The sequence below is a fragment of the Lacticaseibacillus hegangensis genome, assembly GCF_003946465.1.
Classification (GTDB): Bacteria; Bacillota; Bacilli; order Lactobacillales; family Lactobacillaceae; genus Lacticaseibacillus; species Lacticaseibacillus hegangensis.
Genome location: NZ_RHOL01000018.1, coordinates 24,753 through 42,208, shown reverse-complemented (window position 1 = coordinate 42,208; position 17,456 = coordinate 24,753). Strand labels below are relative to the sequence as shown.

Below are 17,456 nucleotides of genomic sequence, written 5' to 3'. Positions count from 1 at the left end.
CAATTACCTCACATTAGTCGTGTTCGCCCAAGTGGTGCCAAAAAACGCATCATTCAGGTGGTAGTGTTCCGCCGGCTGCGGCTGGGTCAAAAACGGGTCAACGGTCTGGTCGACCGCCAGCCAGCCGCGCCAGCCCAAGTGGATCGTGTCCTGCATGAAGTAAGGCTGTCCGCCGTCTCGGCTCAGGTCCTCAACGTGTGTAAACCCTTGACTGGCGAGCTGGTACTTCAGCTTGGCGACCGCTTGCGCATAGTTCCCCATTGGCAGCCCAGTGTATGCCGCCCACTTGGCGTTGATCGGCGGAATGATGAACTGGACCGTCGTGTGATTTTTCGCAAATTGCTGCAACAGCAGTTCAAAATCACCGTACTCCGGCCCGTACCGGTACTCGAAGTGACGCTGACTGCCGCGGAGTGAGGCCAGCTTGCCATGCCCAAGGCGCTGGCGGTAAAAAGTATCGTCAATCCCTAACCGATTGTGCTTAGTCTTATTCTTGGCGATTTTGCCAGCGAGTTGTTCCAGTTGTTGCGGCTCATCCTTAGCCGGCAGCTGCTTTTCCCCGTCTTTGATCCTCCGCCAATTGGTCGAATGCGTGAACCGGGAAAACAGCTGATCCTCATTGTTCAGCATGCGCAGCCGTGCCTGAAGCGCCAGCCGCGCCCAGCCCCTCACTGGCCGCCCAGCGGCAATTTGATACAGCGATTGCCGGTCGAGCGTGCTTTTGGCCGGGGCATTCATTTGGAGCAGGCGGCGGGCCGCATACCGGTCGGCAACGTTCCCCTTCGCCCGCAGCAGCCAGGTGGAAAGCTGAAGCGGCGAGTAATACATGTCGAAGGCCGCCGGGATCTGCCCCTGCCTGGTAAACCATTGCATCGACACGATGAAGACGACTTTCTTGCCTTTGAGCTGGTTAAGTTCAGACTGGTCGTCCACAAAATGGGTCAGCGACTGGGTGCCCGGATTGCCCAAAAGCAGCGGCTGGTATGGCCGGTGGTACTTGGCGGCCAGCGTCGACGGGTGGAACGGGTCCATCCGCGCCAGCTCCGACGAGCCCAAAAAGGGCACGTAATGCTGGGCCAGCGCCTGCGCTTTGACCCTGGCGCCGCCAAGGACATTCGGCGACAGGGAGACCGCATCCGCCTGCAGCCGCGTTTTACTGATGTGACCATTTGGCAGCGGGGCCAGCAAAATGCCGACCACCAGCAAGGCGGCCAGGATGACCGGGCCAAAAATCTGCCAGAGGCGCCTTGTCATTAGTCCGCGTCCTCGGCTTTCTTGATGATCTTGGCTGGCGTGTTCCACTGGTTGCGGTCAAACTCGGACACCGGCACGTCCATCCCCAGTTGGGATTGCAGCTGAAGCAGCAGTTGCACCGTGTCCATCGAGTCGATCAGGCCCGAGGCAAATAAGTCTTCGTCCAGGTTGTTGGTGAAGTCCTCACCGGTGAGATCGTTCAAAATTGAGAGTACAGTAGCTTTTTTATCCATGATTGAGTTCTCCTTTTGTTGAAAAGATAGTGAGTGCACCTAGTCGCGCTCGGCGGGCTAAAACCGCCCCGCTTCGCAGCCTTACTTAAACCACAACGTATTCAAAAATCCCGAAAAGATCAGGAAGCTGAAGCAGACGACGCAGAAGGTGGTCGCGATGGCCAAAGCCTCGGTCCAGCGGTTGTGCGGTAGCTGCTTGCGGTGCTTTTTCTTGAAGCGCAGCCAGATGTCGTTGATGATAATCGCGCAGGCGTGAAACAGGCCATAAACGATGTAGTACCAGGTCACCCCGTGCCAGAAGCCCATGATCAGGAAGTTGATCAGGTAGGCGACCTGGGAGACCCGGATCGGGTTTTTGATCAGCTTGTGCTTCATGATGAAGAAGGTCACGCGCATGAAAATGAAGTCGCGGAACCAAAACGACAGGGTCATGTGCCAGCGATTCCAGAAATCCTTGATGTTATGCGCCTGAAACGGCCGGTTGAAGTTCATCGGCGTGTCGATCCCCATCACCAGACTGGTGGCGACGGCAAACAGCGAGTACCCGGCAAAATCAAAGAACAGGTACATCGAGTAGACGAAGGCGACGCCGATCAGCGCCGGGCTGAGGCCCAGCCAGTACATGTGCCGCGCGGCCAGCGCCGAAAACTCGATGCGCGGCAGCAGTACCGTGCCAAACAGGTAGCCGAGCATGTACTTGTAAAAGAAGCCCAGGAACAGGTACCAAATTGCGCGTTCCAGCATTCCTAAATACTGCGTCCGTTCGGGCACCTGCTCGTAGTCTTTTTGGAAACGCCGGTAGCGGTCGATCGGGCCGCTGGAGATGACCGGCATGAACAGCATGAACCGCAGAAATGGCATCAGCTCAACGTCCTTCATCGTGCCGTCGCGCAGCTCCATGATCACCTGCACCGCCTTGAAGGTCAGATACGAGATCCCCAGAAAACCCAGCAGCGACGGGTGCAGTACGACAGCCGGGGTCACCTTCACGATGACCAGCGGCAGGATGCTGAGCAAAACGGTGAGCACAAACACCCCTGTTTGATTACGCTGCTTGCGGTAATGCAAGTAGCCGAACACGATGGCCAGCTGCCACAGTATGTATCCGATCAGCGCCACGCCTTGCTGCCACTTGGCGCCGGTGAACATCAGGATGATAAACAGCAGTGAAATCAGGGTTTCGTACGTTTTGAAGCGGCGCCCGTGGTACAACCCGATCATGACCGGGAGCAGCCCCAGCATCAGGAGCAGGAAGTACTGCGGATCCGCGTAAGGTTGTAGGTTCAGCATTAGGCATTGACCTCACTGATGAGCGCCTTGACCGCGACCTTACCGTTTTGCGTCAGCGGCAGACTGTCCTTGTAGATGAAACGCTGTGGGATCATGTAGGGCATCATCACCTGCTGCAGATGCGCCCGAATTTTCTTGGTCAACGCCAGCCCGCCTTCCTCGCCTGCCGCTGGCACAACATAGGCCAGCATCTGCTGGACCTTATGCTCGGCGTTGTACTTCGGCACGGCGACGGCCTGGTGGATCATCGGCGCCTGGTTGAGGTAGTGATCGACTTCCTCCAGCTCGATGCGGTAGCCGTTGAGCTTGATTTGAAAATCGGTCCGGCCGCGGTAGAAAATCAGCCCGTCCTCGGCAATCGTGCCCAAGTCCCCAGTGCGATAGCCGCGCATGCCGTGTTCTTCGGTGAACGCCGCCGCAGTTTTCTCCGGCCGGTTCAGGTACCCCTTGGAGATGCTGGGGCCGATAATCTCCAGCTCGCCGACCTGCTGATCGTCCTCCTCGCGAACGGTGCCGGGCACGAGCGTCATCGTGGTGTCGGGCTTGGCGTAACCAATTGGCAGCCGCGGGTAATCGGCCAGCACGGCATCCGTGATCTGAATCGCCGTCACCGCCACGGTGGCCTCCGTTGGCCCGTAGGTGTTGTAGAGCTTGGCCTGCGGGAAGCGCTGGCGCAACTTTTCGGCGGTCGCGTGGGTCAGCTCCTCGCCGCAGAAGTAAAACTGCTTGAGCGCAGGATAAGCGGTCGCGTCAAACAGCGGCGACAACAGGCAAATGTCGACAAAGCTGGGCGTTGAGACCCAGACGTCGACCGGCACATGCGGCAGCGTTTCAAACAGTGCCTTCAGGTTGTCCGTTTTCTCCTTGGGCAGGATCTGCAGGCAGCCACCGGACGTCAGTGTCGGGTACAGGGACATCACCGACAGGTCGAAGGAAAACGGCGCCTGGGCCAGCATCCGCGGCCGGCGCGGCAGTTTGAAGCTCGCCATCCAGGACACAAACGAGATCAGGTTGGCGTGCGAGATCTGCACCCCCTTGGGCTGCCCGGTCGTCCCGCTGGTGAAGATGATGTAAAAATTATCGTCTGCCGCAAGCGCCGCGTTCTCCACCGGCGCCGTGGTCATCATTTCGCGTAATTGAGCCGCTTCGACGGTCTTGGTCTGCAGTGTCAACGGCAGCGGGATCGTCGCCAGCACCAGTGCCGGATGCGCGATTTCCTCGATCATGGTCAGGCGGTCGTTAGGTGAGTGGCTGCCGACCGGAATGTAGGCATGACCCGCCTTCACGCAGCCCAAAAACGTGGCGACCGCGGTGAAGCTTTGGTCGCAGTACACCATCAGCGGCGCCTTGGCGGGGAGCCTTTGCGCCTGCAGCGCAGCGGCGATACCGTCTGAGGCGGCCTTGAGCTCGCCGTAGGTTTTGAGGTCGCCGAGCGTGTTGACTGCGGGCCAGTCGGGATGGGACAGGGCGATCTCATCAATGATTTCGATCAGAGATTTCATAGGTGCCTCCTAGAATTCGTTATAGATAAAGTGCCCACCGGCAACACCGCGATAGCTGTACAGGTACACCAGCGCCAGCAGCACCACGGCGTAAAATAACGTTTTTAACACAAACCGGACGCCGTGCCGGGCAAAGAATGGTTTCATCGGGAAGCCTCCTTGGCATAAAAAAATAAGCAACGACCACAGTGTAGCGGTCATTGCTTATTCGGTCAGGAGCGGTTTCTAAAGGTCACATTAGAGATTTTCAGAATCCGGTGTTTTTAGATTAATGATGAAGCGGCTGCCGCGCGGCTGATTATCGACCACGCGAATCGTCCCGCCGCTTAGTGTGATCAGCCGGCGGGTGATGGCCAGCCCCAAACCGGTGCCAGAAATGGCCTTGGACCGGGATTCATCCAGCCGGAAAAAGCGGTCAAAGACGTGGCTTTTTTCGCTGTCCGGGATCCCGGGGCCCAGGTCAGCCACGCTGAGCTCGACGTGGCCGCCCACTTTTTCGCCGCTCACGGTGACAATAGTGTTAGCCGGCACATACTTGTTGGCGTTTGAAAGCAAAGATAACAGTGCGTGCTCGACGCTTTCCGCGTTAGCGAGAACCGGCAGCTGCTCAGGGAGCACAACTTTGAGCGTCTGCTTGCTTTGAGGCGAAAAGCGGCTGACCACGCGGCGGGTCAGCCCGGCAAGGTCAAACGGGGCTACCTGGACCTCGGCGTGATCCATGCGCGACAGGGCCAGCAGGCTTTCGATCAGCTTTTGCATTTTCATTGATTCGTCGTCGATCACGGCCAAGGAATCCGGGATCAGCTCGGGGTGAGCCTGGCCGTGGCGCCGCAGCAGCGCGACGTGCCCGCGGATGGCCGTCAGCGGCGTGCGCAACTCGTGCGACGCGTCGGAGACGAACTGGTTGTCGCGGATCACCTGGTCATTCAACGAGTGCAGCAGCCGGTTGAACTCCTGCGACAGTTCACGCACTTCCTGCGGCGCTTCAGGTACTGGCAGACGCTCGTGATAACTCGAGTCAGGCTGGTCCGTGATCTGCTTGGTCGCCTGCGTCAGCGCCACCAGCGGGCGGTTGAGCCGCTTAGCCAGCCACTTGGTCCCCAGCGTCCCGAGGATCACCCCAACGGCCGTGACCAACAGCGTCATCAACAAGATCAGCTTGAAGATCTCGATCATATTATTCAAGCTGAGCCACACCGAATACGTCGTTCGCCAGCCGCTTTGGTCGACCACCTTGCGGACATGGTAGTAAACACCCTGGCCGCGCTGATACTGGACGTTTGAGAACAGCGGCCAGGTGCTGAAGTTATCCTCGAGAAAATCCTTGGTGTGCCGCGTGTAGTAATCGGTCACTTGCCCATCGGGTTGGCGGACCCGCACGCGGACAAACGTCAGCCGCGTGTTCAGCGGCGCGTTGTCGCGCCAGTAGTCCCAGTCGGGCTCGTGGTTGGCAAACGTGTGCTGCAGCGTCGTCATCACCTGCACGGCGTCATCGCGCTTGTTTTTGATCAAGCGCCCGCCGACCACACTGATCACCGAAACAAAGATCATCACCATCAGGGCAATAATCAACCCGTTGTAGGCGCGCGCCATCCGGACAGCGCTGCTGCTCCTATTTGGCATGGGCCGCTGCCTCTTCGAGCATGTAGCCGACCCCGCGCACGGTTTGGATCAGCGCCGGTTCGCCAGGGCACTCCAGTTTCTGGCGAAGGTAGCGGACGTAGACATCCACGATGTTAGCCTGGCCATCAAACTCGGTACCCCACACCGCGTCAAGCAGCTGATCGCGCGAGCAGACCGCCCCGCGGTGCTGCATCAGCACCAGCAGCAGGTCATACTCCCGCTGCGTCAGCTGGGCGAGCTGACCGGCGCGGCGCACCTGACGCGCCTTGGTGTCGAGCACCAGATCCCCGACCGTGTAAGTGGCTGGCACCAGTTTTTGCCCGCGGCGAATCAGGACGCGAATGCGCGCCAGCAGCTCCTCGATTTCAAACGGCTTGGTGATGTAATCATCCGCTCCGTTATCTAACCCGGCCACCTTATCCCCGACGTAATCACGCGCTGTCATCATCATAATCGGCACGTCCGAGGTTTTGCGGACGCGCCGCATGACCTCCAGGCCGTCCAGTTTGGGGATCATCCAGTCCAACAGAATCAGGTCGATCGCCGCCTGCTTAGTCTGCCAGGTGTCCCAGGCCGCCTGCCCGTCCTGGGCCGTCAGGACCGTGTAGCCCTCAAAATGTAATTCAGAATCCAGGTACGAAATCAGCCCCGCCTCGTCTTCCACCAAAAGAATCGTTGCCGCCACTTTGGCCACCTCTTCCACTACAGTCTTTATCCAGTCTATCACCCGGTTCGAGCCAACCACCTTTCACTTCTGTTATCTTAACTATTCCCCGGGTAATTACTGGCACTGTCAGACAGCAAAAAGCCCCTGCCGCGACGGGCAGGGGCTCAGCAAACCTAATCTTTGGCCTGTTTATCTTTGGAAAAATACCGGGCCTTGATGTTGCGCAGGTAGCCGCCGAGGATCTTGAGAAAAGTCCGCGACTGCACTAAGTTCTTCGGGTCCACGTACACGCGGATCGCGCGCAGCGTGCGCTTGGGATCGCGCGTGGCAAACGGGAAGCTGCTGCTGGTTTTGGTGTGAACGGTAAAGCGGGGAATGTACTTGCCTTTAAACATCACCGTGACTTCAACGAACGTCACCTCACCCCAAGGAATCTGGATGTACTTCTGGACGTTTTTGTCGGCGTACCATTCGAGACCGCGATCGCCGATCATCATTTTGCCGTAATCGGCAATGCCCATGTAGGATGTGGCATCGACGGTCAAGTCGACTTTCGTATTGATTGACTTCACTGGTTGTTGCATCGATATCCCTCTTTTACCACTTTACTGTCTATTATACGCCGCGAACCCGCGGTGCTCGCATCAAAAAGAAAAGCCTCGGAGCAGCCGCCCCGAGGCCGAGAGGTCTGAACTTACATGAGACCCCAGACATGGAACACAATACCAACAACGAAGAGGCCCAGGATAACGATAATCGGGGAAACCTTCTTCTTGAGGAGCCACATGCAAAGCAGTGTCAGCAGCAGCGCTGCCAGCCCTGGAATCAGCTGATCCAAGTTGTTCTGCAGCGTGGTGACCTTCATCTTGTCAAGCGCCAACCCGTTTGCTTGGTCAGTCAGCGCCTGCTTGATGCCGGCAGCACCCTTTGGCAGCTTCGACCATTCGATGTAAGCACCCTTTTGCTGGGTGATCGTGGAAACCACTGGGGTGAACTTAACTGTGACCCAACGGTTGATCAGAGAACCCAGGATGAACATACCCAGGATCGAAGCACCCTTGGTAACATCCTGCAGCAGCGAACCGGACATGTCGTCCGCGATCCGTGACCCGGCCTTGTAGCCGAATTCCTGAGTGTACCACATGAAGGCCACACGCATCAGGTTCCAAACGACGAAGAAAATGATTGGGCCCATGATGTTCCCAGCCAGCGCCAAGGACGCAGCCAGACCACCAAGGATAGGACGAGCGGTGAACCAGAAGACTGGGTCGCCGACACCGGCCAGAGGACCCATCATGCCGACCTTAACGCCCTGGATGGCAACGTCATCGATTGGGGCGCCATTGGCACGTTCCTCTTCCAGCGCCAGGACCACACCGATAACCGGTGAAGCCAGGTACGGGTGAGTGTTGAAGAACTCCATATGCCGCTTCAAAGCGGCGATCTGGTCGTCCTTCTTCGTGTAGAGCTTCTTGATGGCAGGAACCAAGGAGTAGCACCAGCCACCATTTTGCATACGTTCGTAGTTCCATGAACCCTGAAGGAAGGTAGAACGCCAGCAAACCTTCATCCGGTCAGCTTTCGTCAAACTGTACTTGTGTTCAGCCAAACTTGCTTGTACTTCAGCTGTATCAGCCATATTTTTCTACCTCCTTCTCTAATAGTTGTCGATGATGTCGCCGACTGGATCGCCGGAGCCACCATTGTTGTCAGAAGAGCCGCCATTGCTGCTAGAAGAGCCGCCCATCTTGGACAGGGTCAGGTAGATCAGCGCCAGGGACACACCGATCGCGCCAAGGCCGATCAGGGTCAACTGGGAAATGGTTGCCAAAACGAAACCGATGATGAAGAATGGCCATACTTCGCGGGTCGCCATCATGTTCAAAACCATGGCGTACCCAACGGCAACGACCATGCCACCACCGATGCCCAGACCATCCGTCAACCACTTAGGCATGAGGCCAAGCAGAGAACGAACAGGACCGGCACCAACAGCCAGGATCAAGCCGGCAGGGATCGCGATACGCAGACCCTGCAAAGCAATGGCAACGTACTGCCAGAAGTCCAGCATCTTGAAGCTGCCTTCTTCGGCCGCGTGGTCCATCAGGTGGACAACCGCGGTCGCAACCGTACGAACCAAGGTGGTCAGCAGCAAGCCGGCAACCGCCAGCGGAACCGCAAGGGCGATCGCGGAGTTAACTCCGGCGCGGCCCTGACCGCCAAGAACCAGAATAATAGCAGAAGCAACTGAGGCCAAGGCAGCGTCAGGTGCAATCGCGGCACCAACGTTCGCCCAGCCAAGGGCAATCATCTGTAAGGTCCCACCCAAAATCAGGCAAGGCATGAGCTGGCCAGTGACCAACCCGATCAGCGTGCACGCTACAACTGGCATATGGAATTCGAATTCATCAAGAACCCCTTCCATCCCTGCCAGGAACGCCACGATGAGGACCCCGATGATTTGAAGAAAGTTCAAATCCATGTGAATATCCTCCTTAAATTTAATTAGGAATATAATCTATTGCTACTTGTTCTGTGCATCCAGCGCGTCTTGCGCCTTCTTGAGGATCGCGTCCATGTTGTCCTTGTTGTCGGTTGGGACCTTCCGAACATCGAAGGTGACGCCTTCCTTTTCCAAGGCCCTGAACGTGTCGATGTCGGTCTGGTCAAAGGCCAGAACCTTGTTCGGCTGAACCTTGCCAACTGAGTGCGCCATGGAACCAACGTTCAGTTCCTTCAGCGGCACGCCGCCGTCAATGGCCTTTTTCGCGTCTTCCGGTGTTTCGAATAATAGCAACGCTTTTTCGCCGCCGAAGTGCTTGTCGTCTTTGGCGATCTTGATCATCTGATCAATTGGAATGACGTGAGCCTTAACACCTGATGGAGCCGCTTCAGTGATCAGCTGTTTACGCAGCTTGTCGTGTGCGACACCGTCCGATACAACAATGATCCGCGTTGGCTTGGTCTCTTTGCTCCAAGCCGTCGCAACTTGCCCGTGAAGCAGACGAGAGTCGATCCGAGCCAGAACGTAACTCATCTTCCCTGGCTTACCGCCGCTGACGTGCTGTGCTGGTGCTGCAGCAGGCGCCGCCTTTGGTGCCAGTTCTTCAGGCTTGACTTTGATACCGTCTTTACCTGACTCAATAATGTGCGCCGCAATATCGTGCGCTGAATCCATGGACAAACGGGAACCGTATGCCTCGATGAGCATTGGTAAGTTCAGCCCAGTGACGATGGCCCACTTATCTTTGTGTTGCTCGAACAACCCGTTAGACTGGTTGAACGAAGAACCGCCCCACAAATCGATAAGGAACAGGACCTGATCATCTGAGTCGAGCTTCGCAATGGCTTCCTCGAGGTGTGCTTTCAAGTCGTCTGGACCCTCGTTGGGCTGGAATGTCACTGCTTCAACATTCTTCTGCTCACCGAAGATCATCTGACCTGATTGCATAATGCCTTTGGCAAAATCGCCGTGGCTAGCAAGGATGATTCCGACCATTGTTTGTCGCCTCCTATATGTATTTAGACATGATAGCGCCACCATTCGGGTTTAGGTCAAACCAAGGGTGACGTGTCACATGTCCGACAGTTAGTATGCACAAAAATGGTTGCGATTGCAAAGGTTTACCCCTGCGAAAAAACAATCGTTTTCATGAAAGCTCACTTTTTTCTAAGGCTCTCGGCTAAAAAATTTTTATGATTAAATTTGGCTAAGGCCGCGAACCGGACCAGTCTGGTCTGAAACGGGTACCAGCCTCTGCGTTCCCTAGGGCTAGGTCGCCCAACCGGCCGGTCGCACGCAACATTCTAATAGAAGAATAAACCTTTAGTTAGTAAAATAATTCATAGAAACCGCGACCGCGCCCCGAGCAAATGTGACGGAAGCCTGCCGCGCTTGCCGCCTGTGCCCACCACCATGGTGTTCACCGGATGTGACACTCGGCCAGGACCGGCCGCCCGCTGAAACCGTTATCTTTGTAAGCCGCCTTGACACGGCGTTTTCAGACGCATAAACTGGCAAACGACAACTGAATTTACCACTAAGAAATAGAGGTCGCGGAAACGACGAACGCTGAGGAGTGCCTGTCACGTTGAATCAGCCGTAAGCGAATCCGCCGAAACGTATCCTGCCACAGGGGCAAGACGCGTTGGGCCAGTTTGGGGAAACCCGCTGGACTGTCGAAGCCTAGCTTCGGAGCGCTATGATTCTGGTTTAACCACTGAAATCATCGGTCGGCCTATTTCACATATAGGCCGACCTTTTTACTTCTCTATTTCCCGCGTGGTTCACCAAGTCAACTTGGGACAACACGAAGGGAGTTTTTAATGATGAAGAAGCATTTCTGGGGCCGCCTTGTCAGCGGACTCGCACTGCTCGCCATGGTGGCGGGCATCGCCTCGGGGACGTCGCAGCACGTTGGCGCGGCCACCAAAGGCACATTCAAGGTCGGCATGGAGGCCGGCTACGCACCGTTCAACTGGACCCAAAACACGGCTGCCAACGGCGCCGTCAAGATCCAGGGCAGCTCGGACTACGCCAACGGGTACGACGTGCAGATGGCCAAGAAGGTCGCCAAGGCCTTGAATAAAAAGGTCGTCGTCGTCAAAACGTCCTGGAACGGCCTGCCGCCGGCTCTGACCTCCGGCAAGATCGACGCCATCATTGCCGGCATGAGCCCGACGCCTGAGCGCCGCAAAACCATCGATTTTACCAATACCTACTACGCCAGCAAGCTGACCGTCGTGGTGCGCCGCGACAGCAAGTACGCCAAGGCCAAGAGCATCAATGATTTCAAGAACGCCAAAATCACGGCGCAGCTGTCGACCTTCCACTATCAGGCCATTAAGCAAATGAAGGGTGTCATCAAGGAACCCGCCATGGATAACTTCCCGGCCATGCGGGTGGCGCTGGAATCCGGCACCATCGACGGGTATGTCTCCGAAGTTCCCGAAGGCATCACCGCCGAAAACGCCAACCCTGATCTGACCTACCTGCGCTTCTCCAAGAAAAATGGCTTCAAGACCAACCCGGAGGATGTGGATCTGGCAATCGGGGTCCGCAAGAACGATCCGGACAAGGCCAAGATCAACGCCGAGCTGGCCAAGATCTCTCAAAAGCAGCGCGACCAGCTCATGAACGAGGCCGTGGCCAACCAGCCGTCGACCACCAGTCAGGGCAACTGGTTTATCGCCCTGCTCAAGCAGTACGGCCCAATGCTCCTACGCGGGACCGGCATGACGCTGTTCATCTCCCTGATTGGGACCGTCGTGGGCTTTTTGATCGGCCTGCTCGTCGGCATTGCCCGCACCACACCGGTGCCAAAGAGCCGCGGCAAGCGCGGTCTGCGCGCCATCGGCAACTGGCTGCTGGCCGTTTACATTGAAGTCTTCCGGGGCACGCCAATGATCGTGCAGGCCGCCGTCGTCTACTACGGCGCCGCCCTCGCCTTCCACGTCAACATGGACCGCACCGTGGCCGCCCTGTTCATTGTTTCCATTAATACCGGGGCCTACATCTCCGAAATCATCCGCGGGGGCATCACCTCCGTCGATTCCGGCCAGTTCGAGGCCGCCCACGCGCTGGGCATGACCCACTGGCAGACCATGACCAAGGTCATCCTGCCGCAGGCGATTCGCAATTCCCTGCCGGCCGTCACCAACGAATTCATCGTCAACATCAAGGATACGTCAGTGCTGTCCGTCATCTCGGTTTCCGAACTGTTCTTCAGCGCCGAAACCGTCGCCGGCCAGAACTTCCAGTTCTTCCACACCTACCTGGTCGTCGCCGGCATCTACCTGCTGCTCACCTTCACCATCAGCCGGCTGTTCAGACTGGTTGAGAAGCGCATGGATGGGCCCAAGGATTACGACCTGATGACCAATCAGATGCAAGTTGACACCCCAAAGATCAAGTAAGGAGGACGTAAACATGTCAGAACCCATCATTGAAGTGCGTAATTTGAAAAAGTCCTTCGGCAATCACGAGGTCTTGAAGGACATCAACCTGTCAGTCGACAAGGGCCAGGTGGTGTCGATCATCGGCCGCTCCGGTTCCGGGAAGTCGACCCTGCTGCGCAACATTAACCTGCTCGAAACCCCGACGGCCGGCGACATTTTGTTCCACGGCAAAAGCATCCTGACCGATGATTTTAACCTGCCGCTCTACCGCGCCCACGTCGGCATGGTGTTCCAGTCGTTTAACCTGTTCAACAATTTGACCGTGCTGCAAAACGTCATGGTCGGTCAGCAAACCGTCCTGAGTCGCGGCGCCGATGAGGCGAAAAAGCACGCCCTGGAGCTGCTGAACAGTGTCGGCATGGACCCGTTCGTCAATGCTAAGCCGGCCCAGCTTTCCGGCGGCCAGCAGCAGCGGGTGGCCATCGCCCGCGCCGAGGCCATGGACCCCGAGGTGCTGCTGTTCGATGAGCCGACCTCGGCCCTCGACCCCGAAATGGTCGATGACGTGTTGAATGCCATGACCGCCCTGGCCCACACCGGGCTGACGATGATCATTGTCACTCACGAAATGGCTTTTGCCCGCGACGTTTCTGACAAGGTCGTCTTCATGCACGAAGGCGTCATTGCGGAAACCGGCACGCCGGACGAACTGTTCGGCCATCCGCAAGAGCAGGCCACTCAGGACTTCCTGAAGCGGTATTTGAGCCGCATCTAAATCATCGCAACTCAACCAATTAAGGCAATCGACCAGCGTCGGTTGCCTTTTTTCGTCCCTGTTTACTTCATTACAGGCGTGGACGTCAAGGTCCAATCAATCGTGGTGCTGTGCTTGCCGACGGTCGCGTGTGGATACGGCGCAATCGTCAACGTCGGCTGCGAAACGGCGCCATCGGGCAACTGACTGCCGGTCACATTAAAGAGCTCGGTCTCGCTGTTGTCGTCAGTCAGCGTGCGAATGGCGCCGTTGTAATTAAAAGTCAGGTGCGCGCTGCCGGCTTGGTAACCTGGTCCTAGCTGAAAAGACGCCATTTTGGCGGTTAGGCGGTTAGTCGCGCCATCAGGGATCGCGGCAGAAATATTCCCTGAGGCAATGCCCGGCTTGGCGTTCAGGCCATCAATCAGCTCACCCACCGTAATTTTCTGTGCGCTGCCTTCGCCAAAGGTAAAACTTGGCACCGAGTCGAGGGCTAAGGGCTCAGGTACCACCGCAGGCAGAGAGACGTTTGTCGTTGCCTGGCCGTTATTACCAATTACGGTGCCAGCGGACACTGTTTCAGCACCACCTACATCGGTCGCAATGATTGGGGCACTGAACTTAAGTTCCTGCATCGTCGTGTTTTTGGGAAAAGGCGGCACGGTATCCAGCGCAATTTTATTCACGACCCTCACCGGGTTACCGGCCCGATCAGTCATATCGCGGGGTTGTTCGCCGGATTCGTTCTCGGCCAACAGCTCCTTCCCGCCACCCAGGTCCAAGTGGATTTTGCCGTCGTCAGCCATGAGAAACCCGTAGTGGCTGCCAGTTAGCAGCTGGGCGTACAAGGAACTCTGCTGCCCGTTGCTCGGCTGCGGCCAGGCCTGAAGACTGGCGTTTGGATCGTAAGTGATGGTGTAATTCTGGCTTAATGTTGTACCCGGATACACAGCGTCTGTAGCCACATCTGCTGTCATACTGTTATCCAGCACCCCGGGAATACTCTGAAAAGCGACCACCGCGTCTTCGACGTAAGCCCCAGTCGTCCCGGTGAAGCCCCAGTAGACGGTTGTGCTGTCGAAGTACTTCGAGACATCATCCGGAGACCAGGTCAGCGACTTGCTAACTACATCGCTGCCAACCTCAAAATCAAACGAAAACGTGCCGCCACCGTCACCTGCTGCCTCCCAATGAATGTGCAGCGGATGCCACGTGCCGTCAGTCATTGCATTGTCGAGTGCCTGGTAGCCGCCCAAGCCCGGATCGCCATAACTATTGCCCGAAGCCCACTGAATCGGCAAGTCTTCTAGCCCAGTGTCCAGCATTCCTAAGCTTTTGGCGGACTGGTTAGTTTGCGCGGGATAGCCCCAACCAACGTACTGACCCGCCTTCATTTGGACAACGTTATGGTCCTGGCGGTCGTGATTATCCGTGGTATCAAAGGCAATGGCAAAGCTCTTGGGCAGCGCGGCCATTTTCGCGCCATCTCTAAGCTGAGACCGCCAGATACCAAGCGCCGAGCCAATGCCATAGACCTGGGTTGGTTTGGCGCCGCTCATGACGAATGCCATGCCATCTCCCAGATTTGTGCCGTTATTAAAGTAAAGATTCATCCGTGCATCAAAGCTTTTGGTCAAATCCAGCGTGTAAGTGCTCCAGATTGAGCCACTTTGGGTCGGCCCGTCGGTCACCTGCACGGCGACGTGGTTCCCATCTCCATTTGTCAGGACTTTGCTGGAGTCCCTCGTCCCAGAAAGGGGGCTCATCACCTCTTCAAACGGGACAAAGGCCGGAAGCCCTGTGGCGGGATCAATCGGTTCTGGGTATGAGCCGGTCAGCCAAGGCAGGTAATCTACCGCGGGCGCGGCCTTAACCACTGCGATCTGACTGCCGATAGCCAGGGCACCCGCAATAACGAGGGAGATGAGAGCAATACTTTTATGCCTCACGATCATCCCTCCTTACCATGACTGCTAGACCCAAACTGCCGATCATGACCCCACCAAGAATCACGAGCCAGTGGTTAGTCCGGTCCCCGGTGTGCGGCAGCTGCCGCGTGTTACCGGTACCAGGCAGCAGGTCATGCGGGGAATAGTGCACAACCGACGGAGGCGCCGGTTTCTGCTGTGGCGGCCTTTTACCGGTTACCACAAACTCGGCGACGGTCGCCCCCGACCCGGCGCTTGCACTCACTATTGAAGCCGGCGCGGCAATCACCGCCAGTACGAGCACGATCAACCCAACGTGTAGTCGGCGCATCATGCCTCCCTCCTTTCGCGAAGCAGCGACTTGCTCGGCCGGTGCAGCACCCACCAGCACGCCGCGACCACTAACAAAAGCGCGAGTCCGATCAGCGCCCAACCCCACCACGGCATGACGAATCGCCGCTTGAGGCCGACCTCTTTGTTGATGCTCTCCGCTTCACCAACCAGAATGGAAAAATTACGGCGAAACTGCCACTGCCCATGCGGCCCGGTCACCGCCAGATTCAGGGTGTAGTCGCCGGGGTCCAGCGCCTGCTGATTGGTCACCGCAAAATTAAAGTGGGAGTTCGGCGCGACCGCGTAATTAGCCGCCTCGCGCTGCATCACGACGGCCTTTTGATCGCGCTTGGTGACCGTCGCCTTCAGGTGCATTTTGCCCCAATACGTGGGCCGGTCGTTTTGTAGTGTCGCAAGGACGCACGGCTGGTTGTCATGCACACCGGCCCCGACCCTCAACAGTTTCAAATGCGGCACGATACTGTTGATCGCGCCAGTCGAGGTTTGCAGCTGCACCCCGACGACCGTTGCGAACCGGTTTTTGATGGCCACGCCGCCGCTATCTTCGCCGCCCGAGCGCTCATTATCCACCAGGTACAGCGCGCCCAGCAGCGCACCGCTGAACCCGGCTTCCGGAATCTTGAGCGGGACCGTGACATTTTTGACTTCCTTGGGCGCCAGGGTCAGCGTCATCGGCGGCGGGGCCAACTCGGTCAGGCGATACTCGGCCGAGTCGTCTGCCGGCGCACCTGGGCCATAACTGACCTGCCCGTTCGACTGCGACCATGCGTCGGTCACACTCAGGCGCACGTGCCGCACTTCCGCCGTCCGGTTGGTAACCGAAAGCGATAGGTTCTGCGTCGCCCCTGGCTTCACCACCAGATCATAGTAATTCGAGACTGCTGAGCGCTGATTCTCCGGAATCTGCGGTGCCACTGAAAAACTGGCCCCTTCCGCCTGAACCACGTGCCCGGTTTGCAGCCAAAAACTGCCGGCGATCAGGATCGCACCCATTAACCATTTCCGCACCTTCACGCCTGTTCCCCCAATCTATAAGCAAAACGACCAAGGTAAGTCCTTGGCCGTCAAGGTGTCACCCGCAGAGATTACTTGATCGCAGGTGTGCCAGCCAACGTCCAGGTAATAGTGGCATCATACTGGCCCTTGGTCGCATTGGCATTTGCGTCGGTTTTAAAAGTTGTTTTACCATCAACGGTTGCCAAATTGACACCGGTGCCTTCTCCTGGAGTCGCCTCAGTATCTCCTGTAGCAGGGGTCCCAGCATTGGCATTCCAAACCATAGCGGACTCCTTACCATCGGCAGTCAAATCAGCCGTAAGCACTTTCCCATTATCAGGGACATTAACATTACTAAATGTTGTAACGGGGGCATTGATGTGAAGTGTCCCGGTCAGTGTACTTGAGCCATTTGATGGGGAAGCCATGGTGGCTGATAAATTCCACCCAGCGTTGGTGCCGCGGTAGTCCAGAATCTTGATGGCACCAATTTGATTTTCCGCCTTATCCACCGGATCAATCTGCTTCTTCACCGCACCATCTGTATAACTCAAGATGCTACCGTTCATGAGGTTGCCAACAGTAGGATCGCTGCCGTTTAGTGTAAAACGAAGATCCGGGATCTGGTTGAGGATCAAATCCTTATCATCCCCAGTGTCCCCACCGTCAGTTCCCCCGTTACCAGCAACCACATTAAATTCAGCATTCGATTTCCCTACTGCATCGGCGGCGAAAACTGTTTGCGCCCCAACCAACGCCCCAGCCGCGGTCATGGCCACAACCGCGGCCGTCACAAATAATGTCTTCTTCATTCTGATTACCCTCCCTAATTAACATCACTCAATAATTGGTCAACACACACCGTCAGAGTATTCGCCATTTTCAATACTCTAAACATCGGTAGTATAAGCGCACCCCGCCGGGAGTTGGTGGCGGCTTGAGCCAAACTGACCATTT

At 56.9% G+C, this 17,456-nt stretch carries 17 protein-coding genes and 1 riboswitch; of the genes, 2 read left to right on the top strand and 15 right to left on the bottom strand.

Annotation, left to right across the window (positions count from 1 at the left end):
* Positions 1-3 precede the first annotated feature (3 nt).
* The 11 genes from dltD to EKM86_RS06970 form a co-directional block, all read right to left on the bottom strand.
* A complete protein-coding gene (dltD, locus tag EKM86_RS07020) occupies positions 4-1,254 on the bottom strand; it encodes a D-alanyl-lipoteichoic acid biosynthesis protein DltD (RefSeq protein ID WP_125756453.1) in 1,251 nt (416 codons plus the stop codon).
* Positions 1,254-1,487 (bottom strand): D-alanine--poly(phosphoribitol) ligase subunit DltC, encoded by a 234-nt coding sequence (gene dltC, locus EKM86_RS07015; protein ID WP_125756451.1) that lies wholly within the window; start codon positions 1,485-1,487, stop codon positions 1,254-1,256. The genes dltD and dltC overlap by 1 nt, the downstream gene beginning before the upstream one ends.
* Positions 1,488-1,568: 81 nt before the next feature.
* Positions 1,569-2,777, bottom strand: coding sequence for a D-alanyl-lipoteichoic acid biosynthesis protein DltB (gene dltB / locus EKM86_RS07010; protein WP_125756449.1), 1,209 nt, complete (start codon positions 2,775-2,777; stop codon positions 1,569-1,571).
* Positions 2,777-4,279, bottom strand: coding sequence for a D-alanine--poly(phosphoribitol) ligase subunit DltA (dltA, locus tag EKM86_RS07005; RefSeq protein WP_125756447.1), 1,503 nt, complete (start codon positions 4,277-4,279; stop codon positions 2,777-2,779). The genes dltB and dltA overlap by 1 nt, the downstream gene beginning before the upstream one ends.
* Before the next feature lie 9 nt (positions 4,280-4,288).
* Entirely contained in the window at positions 4,289-4,426 is a 138-nt protein-coding gene (locus EKM86_RS07000; RefSeq protein WP_125756445.1) for a teichoic acid D-Ala incorporation-associated protein DltX, read from the bottom strand.
* A gap of 90 nt (positions 4,427-4,516) precedes the next feature.
* Complete coding sequence (locus EKM86_RS06995; protein WP_125756443.1) at positions 4,517-5,902, bottom strand: HAMP domain-containing sensor histidine kinase; 1,386 nt, start codon at positions 5,900-5,902, stop codon at positions 4,517-4,519.
* A complete protein-coding gene (locus tag EKM86_RS06990) occupies positions 5,892-6,587 on the bottom strand; it encodes a response regulator transcription factor (protein ID WP_125756441.1) in 696 nt (231 codons plus the stop codon). The genes EKM86_RS06995 and EKM86_RS06990 overlap by 11 nt, the downstream gene beginning before the upstream one ends.
* Positions 6,588-6,742: 155 nt before the next feature.
* Complete coding sequence (locus EKM86_RS06985; RefSeq protein WP_125756439.1) at positions 6,743-7,153, bottom strand: DUF956 family protein; 411 nt, start codon at positions 7,151-7,153, stop codon at positions 6,743-6,745.
* A gap of 110 nt (positions 7,154-7,263) precedes the next feature.
* On the bottom strand, positions 7,264-8,208 hold the full coding sequence (locus EKM86_RS06980; protein WP_374706428.1) for a PTS system mannose/fructose/sorbose family transporter subunit IID: 945 nt from the start codon (positions 8,206-8,208) through the stop codon (positions 7,264-7,266).
* An 18-nt stretch (positions 8,209-8,226) separates the two neighbouring features.
* A complete protein-coding gene (locus EKM86_RS06975) occupies positions 8,227-9,051 on the bottom strand; it encodes a PTS mannose/fructose/sorbose transporter subunit IIC (RefSeq protein ID WP_056989243.1) in 825 nt (274 codons plus the stop codon).
* A gap of 42 nt (positions 9,052-9,093) precedes the next feature.
* Positions 9,094-10,068, bottom strand: a complete 975-nt coding sequence (locus tag EKM86_RS06970; protein WP_125756437.1) for a PTS sugar transporter subunit IIB — start codon at positions 10,066-10,068, stop codon at positions 9,094-9,096.
* A gap of 541 nt (positions 10,069-10,609) precedes the next feature.
* A riboswitch (Lysine riboswitch) is annotated at positions 10,610-10,780 on the top strand.
* A 118-nt stretch (positions 10,781-10,898) separates the two neighbouring features.
* On the opposite strand from EKM86_RS06970, the gene EKM86_RS06965 reads away from it, so the two are divergent.
* Positions 10,899-12,485 carry an ABC transporter permease subunit gene (locus tag EKM86_RS06965; RefSeq protein ID WP_125756478.1) on the top strand — a complete coding sequence of 529 codons (1,587 nt, stop codon included), beginning with the start codon at positions 10,899-10,901 and terminating at the stop codon, positions 12,483-12,485.
* A 13-nt stretch (positions 12,486-12,498) separates the two neighbouring features.
* Positions 12,499-13,242: an amino acid ABC transporter ATP-binding protein gene (locus EKM86_RS06960; protein WP_125756435.1), complete on the top strand. Its 744-nt coding sequence runs from the start codon at positions 12,499-12,501 to the stop codon at positions 13,240-13,242.
* Between the two features lie 62 nt (positions 13,243-13,304).
* On the opposite strand, the gene EKM86_RS06955 is transcribed toward EKM86_RS06960, so the two are convergent.
* The 4 genes from EKM86_RS06955 to EKM86_RS06940 all read right to left on the bottom strand — a co-directional run bounded on the left by EKM86_RS06955 (position 13,305) and on the right by EKM86_RS06940 (position 17,311).
* The gene (locus EKM86_RS06955; protein ID WP_125756433.1) at positions 13,305-15,170 is read right to left on the bottom strand and encodes a lectin-like domain-containing protein; all 1,866 of its coding nucleotides are present in this window, start codon (positions 15,168-15,170) and stop codon (positions 13,305-13,307) included.
* Positions 15,160-15,480 carry an LPXTG cell wall anchor domain-containing protein gene (locus EKM86_RS06950; RefSeq protein WP_164506201.1) on the bottom strand — a complete coding sequence of 107 codons (321 nt, stop codon included), beginning with the start codon at positions 15,478-15,480 and terminating at the stop codon, positions 15,160-15,162. The genes EKM86_RS06955 and EKM86_RS06950 overlap by 11 nt, the downstream gene beginning before the upstream one ends.
* Positions 15,480-16,517: a DUF916 and DUF3324 domain-containing protein gene (locus tag EKM86_RS06945; protein ID WP_125756429.1), complete on the bottom strand. Its 1,038-nt coding sequence runs from the start codon at positions 16,515-16,517 to the stop codon at positions 15,480-15,482. The genes EKM86_RS06950 and EKM86_RS06945 overlap by 1 nt, the downstream gene beginning before the upstream one ends.
* Before the next feature lie 71 nt (positions 16,518-16,588).
* On the bottom strand, positions 16,589-17,311 hold the full coding sequence (locus tag EKM86_RS06940; protein ID WP_125756427.1) for a WxL domain-containing protein: 723 nt from the start codon (positions 17,309-17,311) through the stop codon (positions 16,589-16,591).
* Between the last annotated feature and the right edge of the window lie 145 nt (positions 17,312-17,456).

Excerpts from the sequence above, each read along its gene's own strand:
- dltD (WP_125756453.1), bottom strand. The coding sequence starts at position 1,254 with ATGACAAGGCGCCTCTGGCAGATTTTTGGCCCGGTCATCCTGGCCGCC.
- dltC (WP_125756451.1), bottom strand. The coding sequence starts at position 1,487 with ATGGATAAAAAAGCTACTGTACTCTCAATTTTGAACGATCTCACCGGT.
- dltB (WP_125756449.1), bottom strand. The coding sequence starts at position 2,777 with ATGCTGAACCTACAACCTTACGCGGATCCGCAGTACTTCCTGCTCCTG.
- dltA (WP_125756447.1), bottom strand. The coding sequence starts at position 4,279 with ATGAAATCTCTGATCGAAATCATTGATGAGATCGCCCTGTCCCATCCC.
- EKM86_RS07000 (WP_125756445.1), bottom strand. The coding sequence starts at position 4,426 with ATGAAACCATTCTTTGCCCGGCACGGCGTCCGGTTTGTGTTAAAAACG.
- EKM86_RS06995 (WP_125756443.1), bottom strand. The coding sequence starts at position 5,902 with ATGCCAAATAGGAGCAGCAGCGCTGTCCGGATGGCGCGCGCCTACAAC.
- EKM86_RS06985 (WP_125756439.1), bottom strand. The coding sequence starts at position 7,153 with ATGCAACAACCAGTGAAGTCAATCAATACGAAAGTCGACTTGACCGTC.
- EKM86_RS06980 (WP_374706428.1), bottom strand. The coding sequence starts at position 8,208 with ATGGCTGATACAGCTGAAGTACAAGCAAGTTTGGCTGAACACAAGTAC.
- EKM86_RS06975 (WP_056989243.1), bottom strand. The coding sequence starts at position 9,051 with ATGGATTTGAACTTTCTTCAAATCATCGGGGTCCTCATCGTGGCGTTC.
- EKM86_RS06970 (WP_125756437.1), bottom strand. The coding sequence starts at position 10,068 with ATGGTCGGAATCATCCTTGCTAGCCACGGCGATTTTGCCAAAGGCATT.
- EKM86_RS06965 (WP_125756478.1), top strand. The coding sequence starts at position 10,899 with ATGAAGAAGCATTTCTGGGGCCGCCTTGTCAGCGGACTCGCACTGCTC.
- EKM86_RS06960 (WP_125756435.1), top strand. The coding sequence starts at position 12,499 with ATGTCAGAACCCATCATTGAAGTGCGTAATTTGAAAAAGTCCTTCGGC.
- EKM86_RS06950 (WP_164506201.1), bottom strand. The coding sequence starts at position 15,480 with ATGCGCCGACTACACGTTGGGTTGATCGTGCTCGTACTGGCGGTGATT.
- EKM86_RS06940 (WP_125756427.1), bottom strand. The coding sequence starts at position 17,311 with ATGAAGAAGACATTATTTGTGACGGCCGCGGTTGTGGCCATGACCGCG.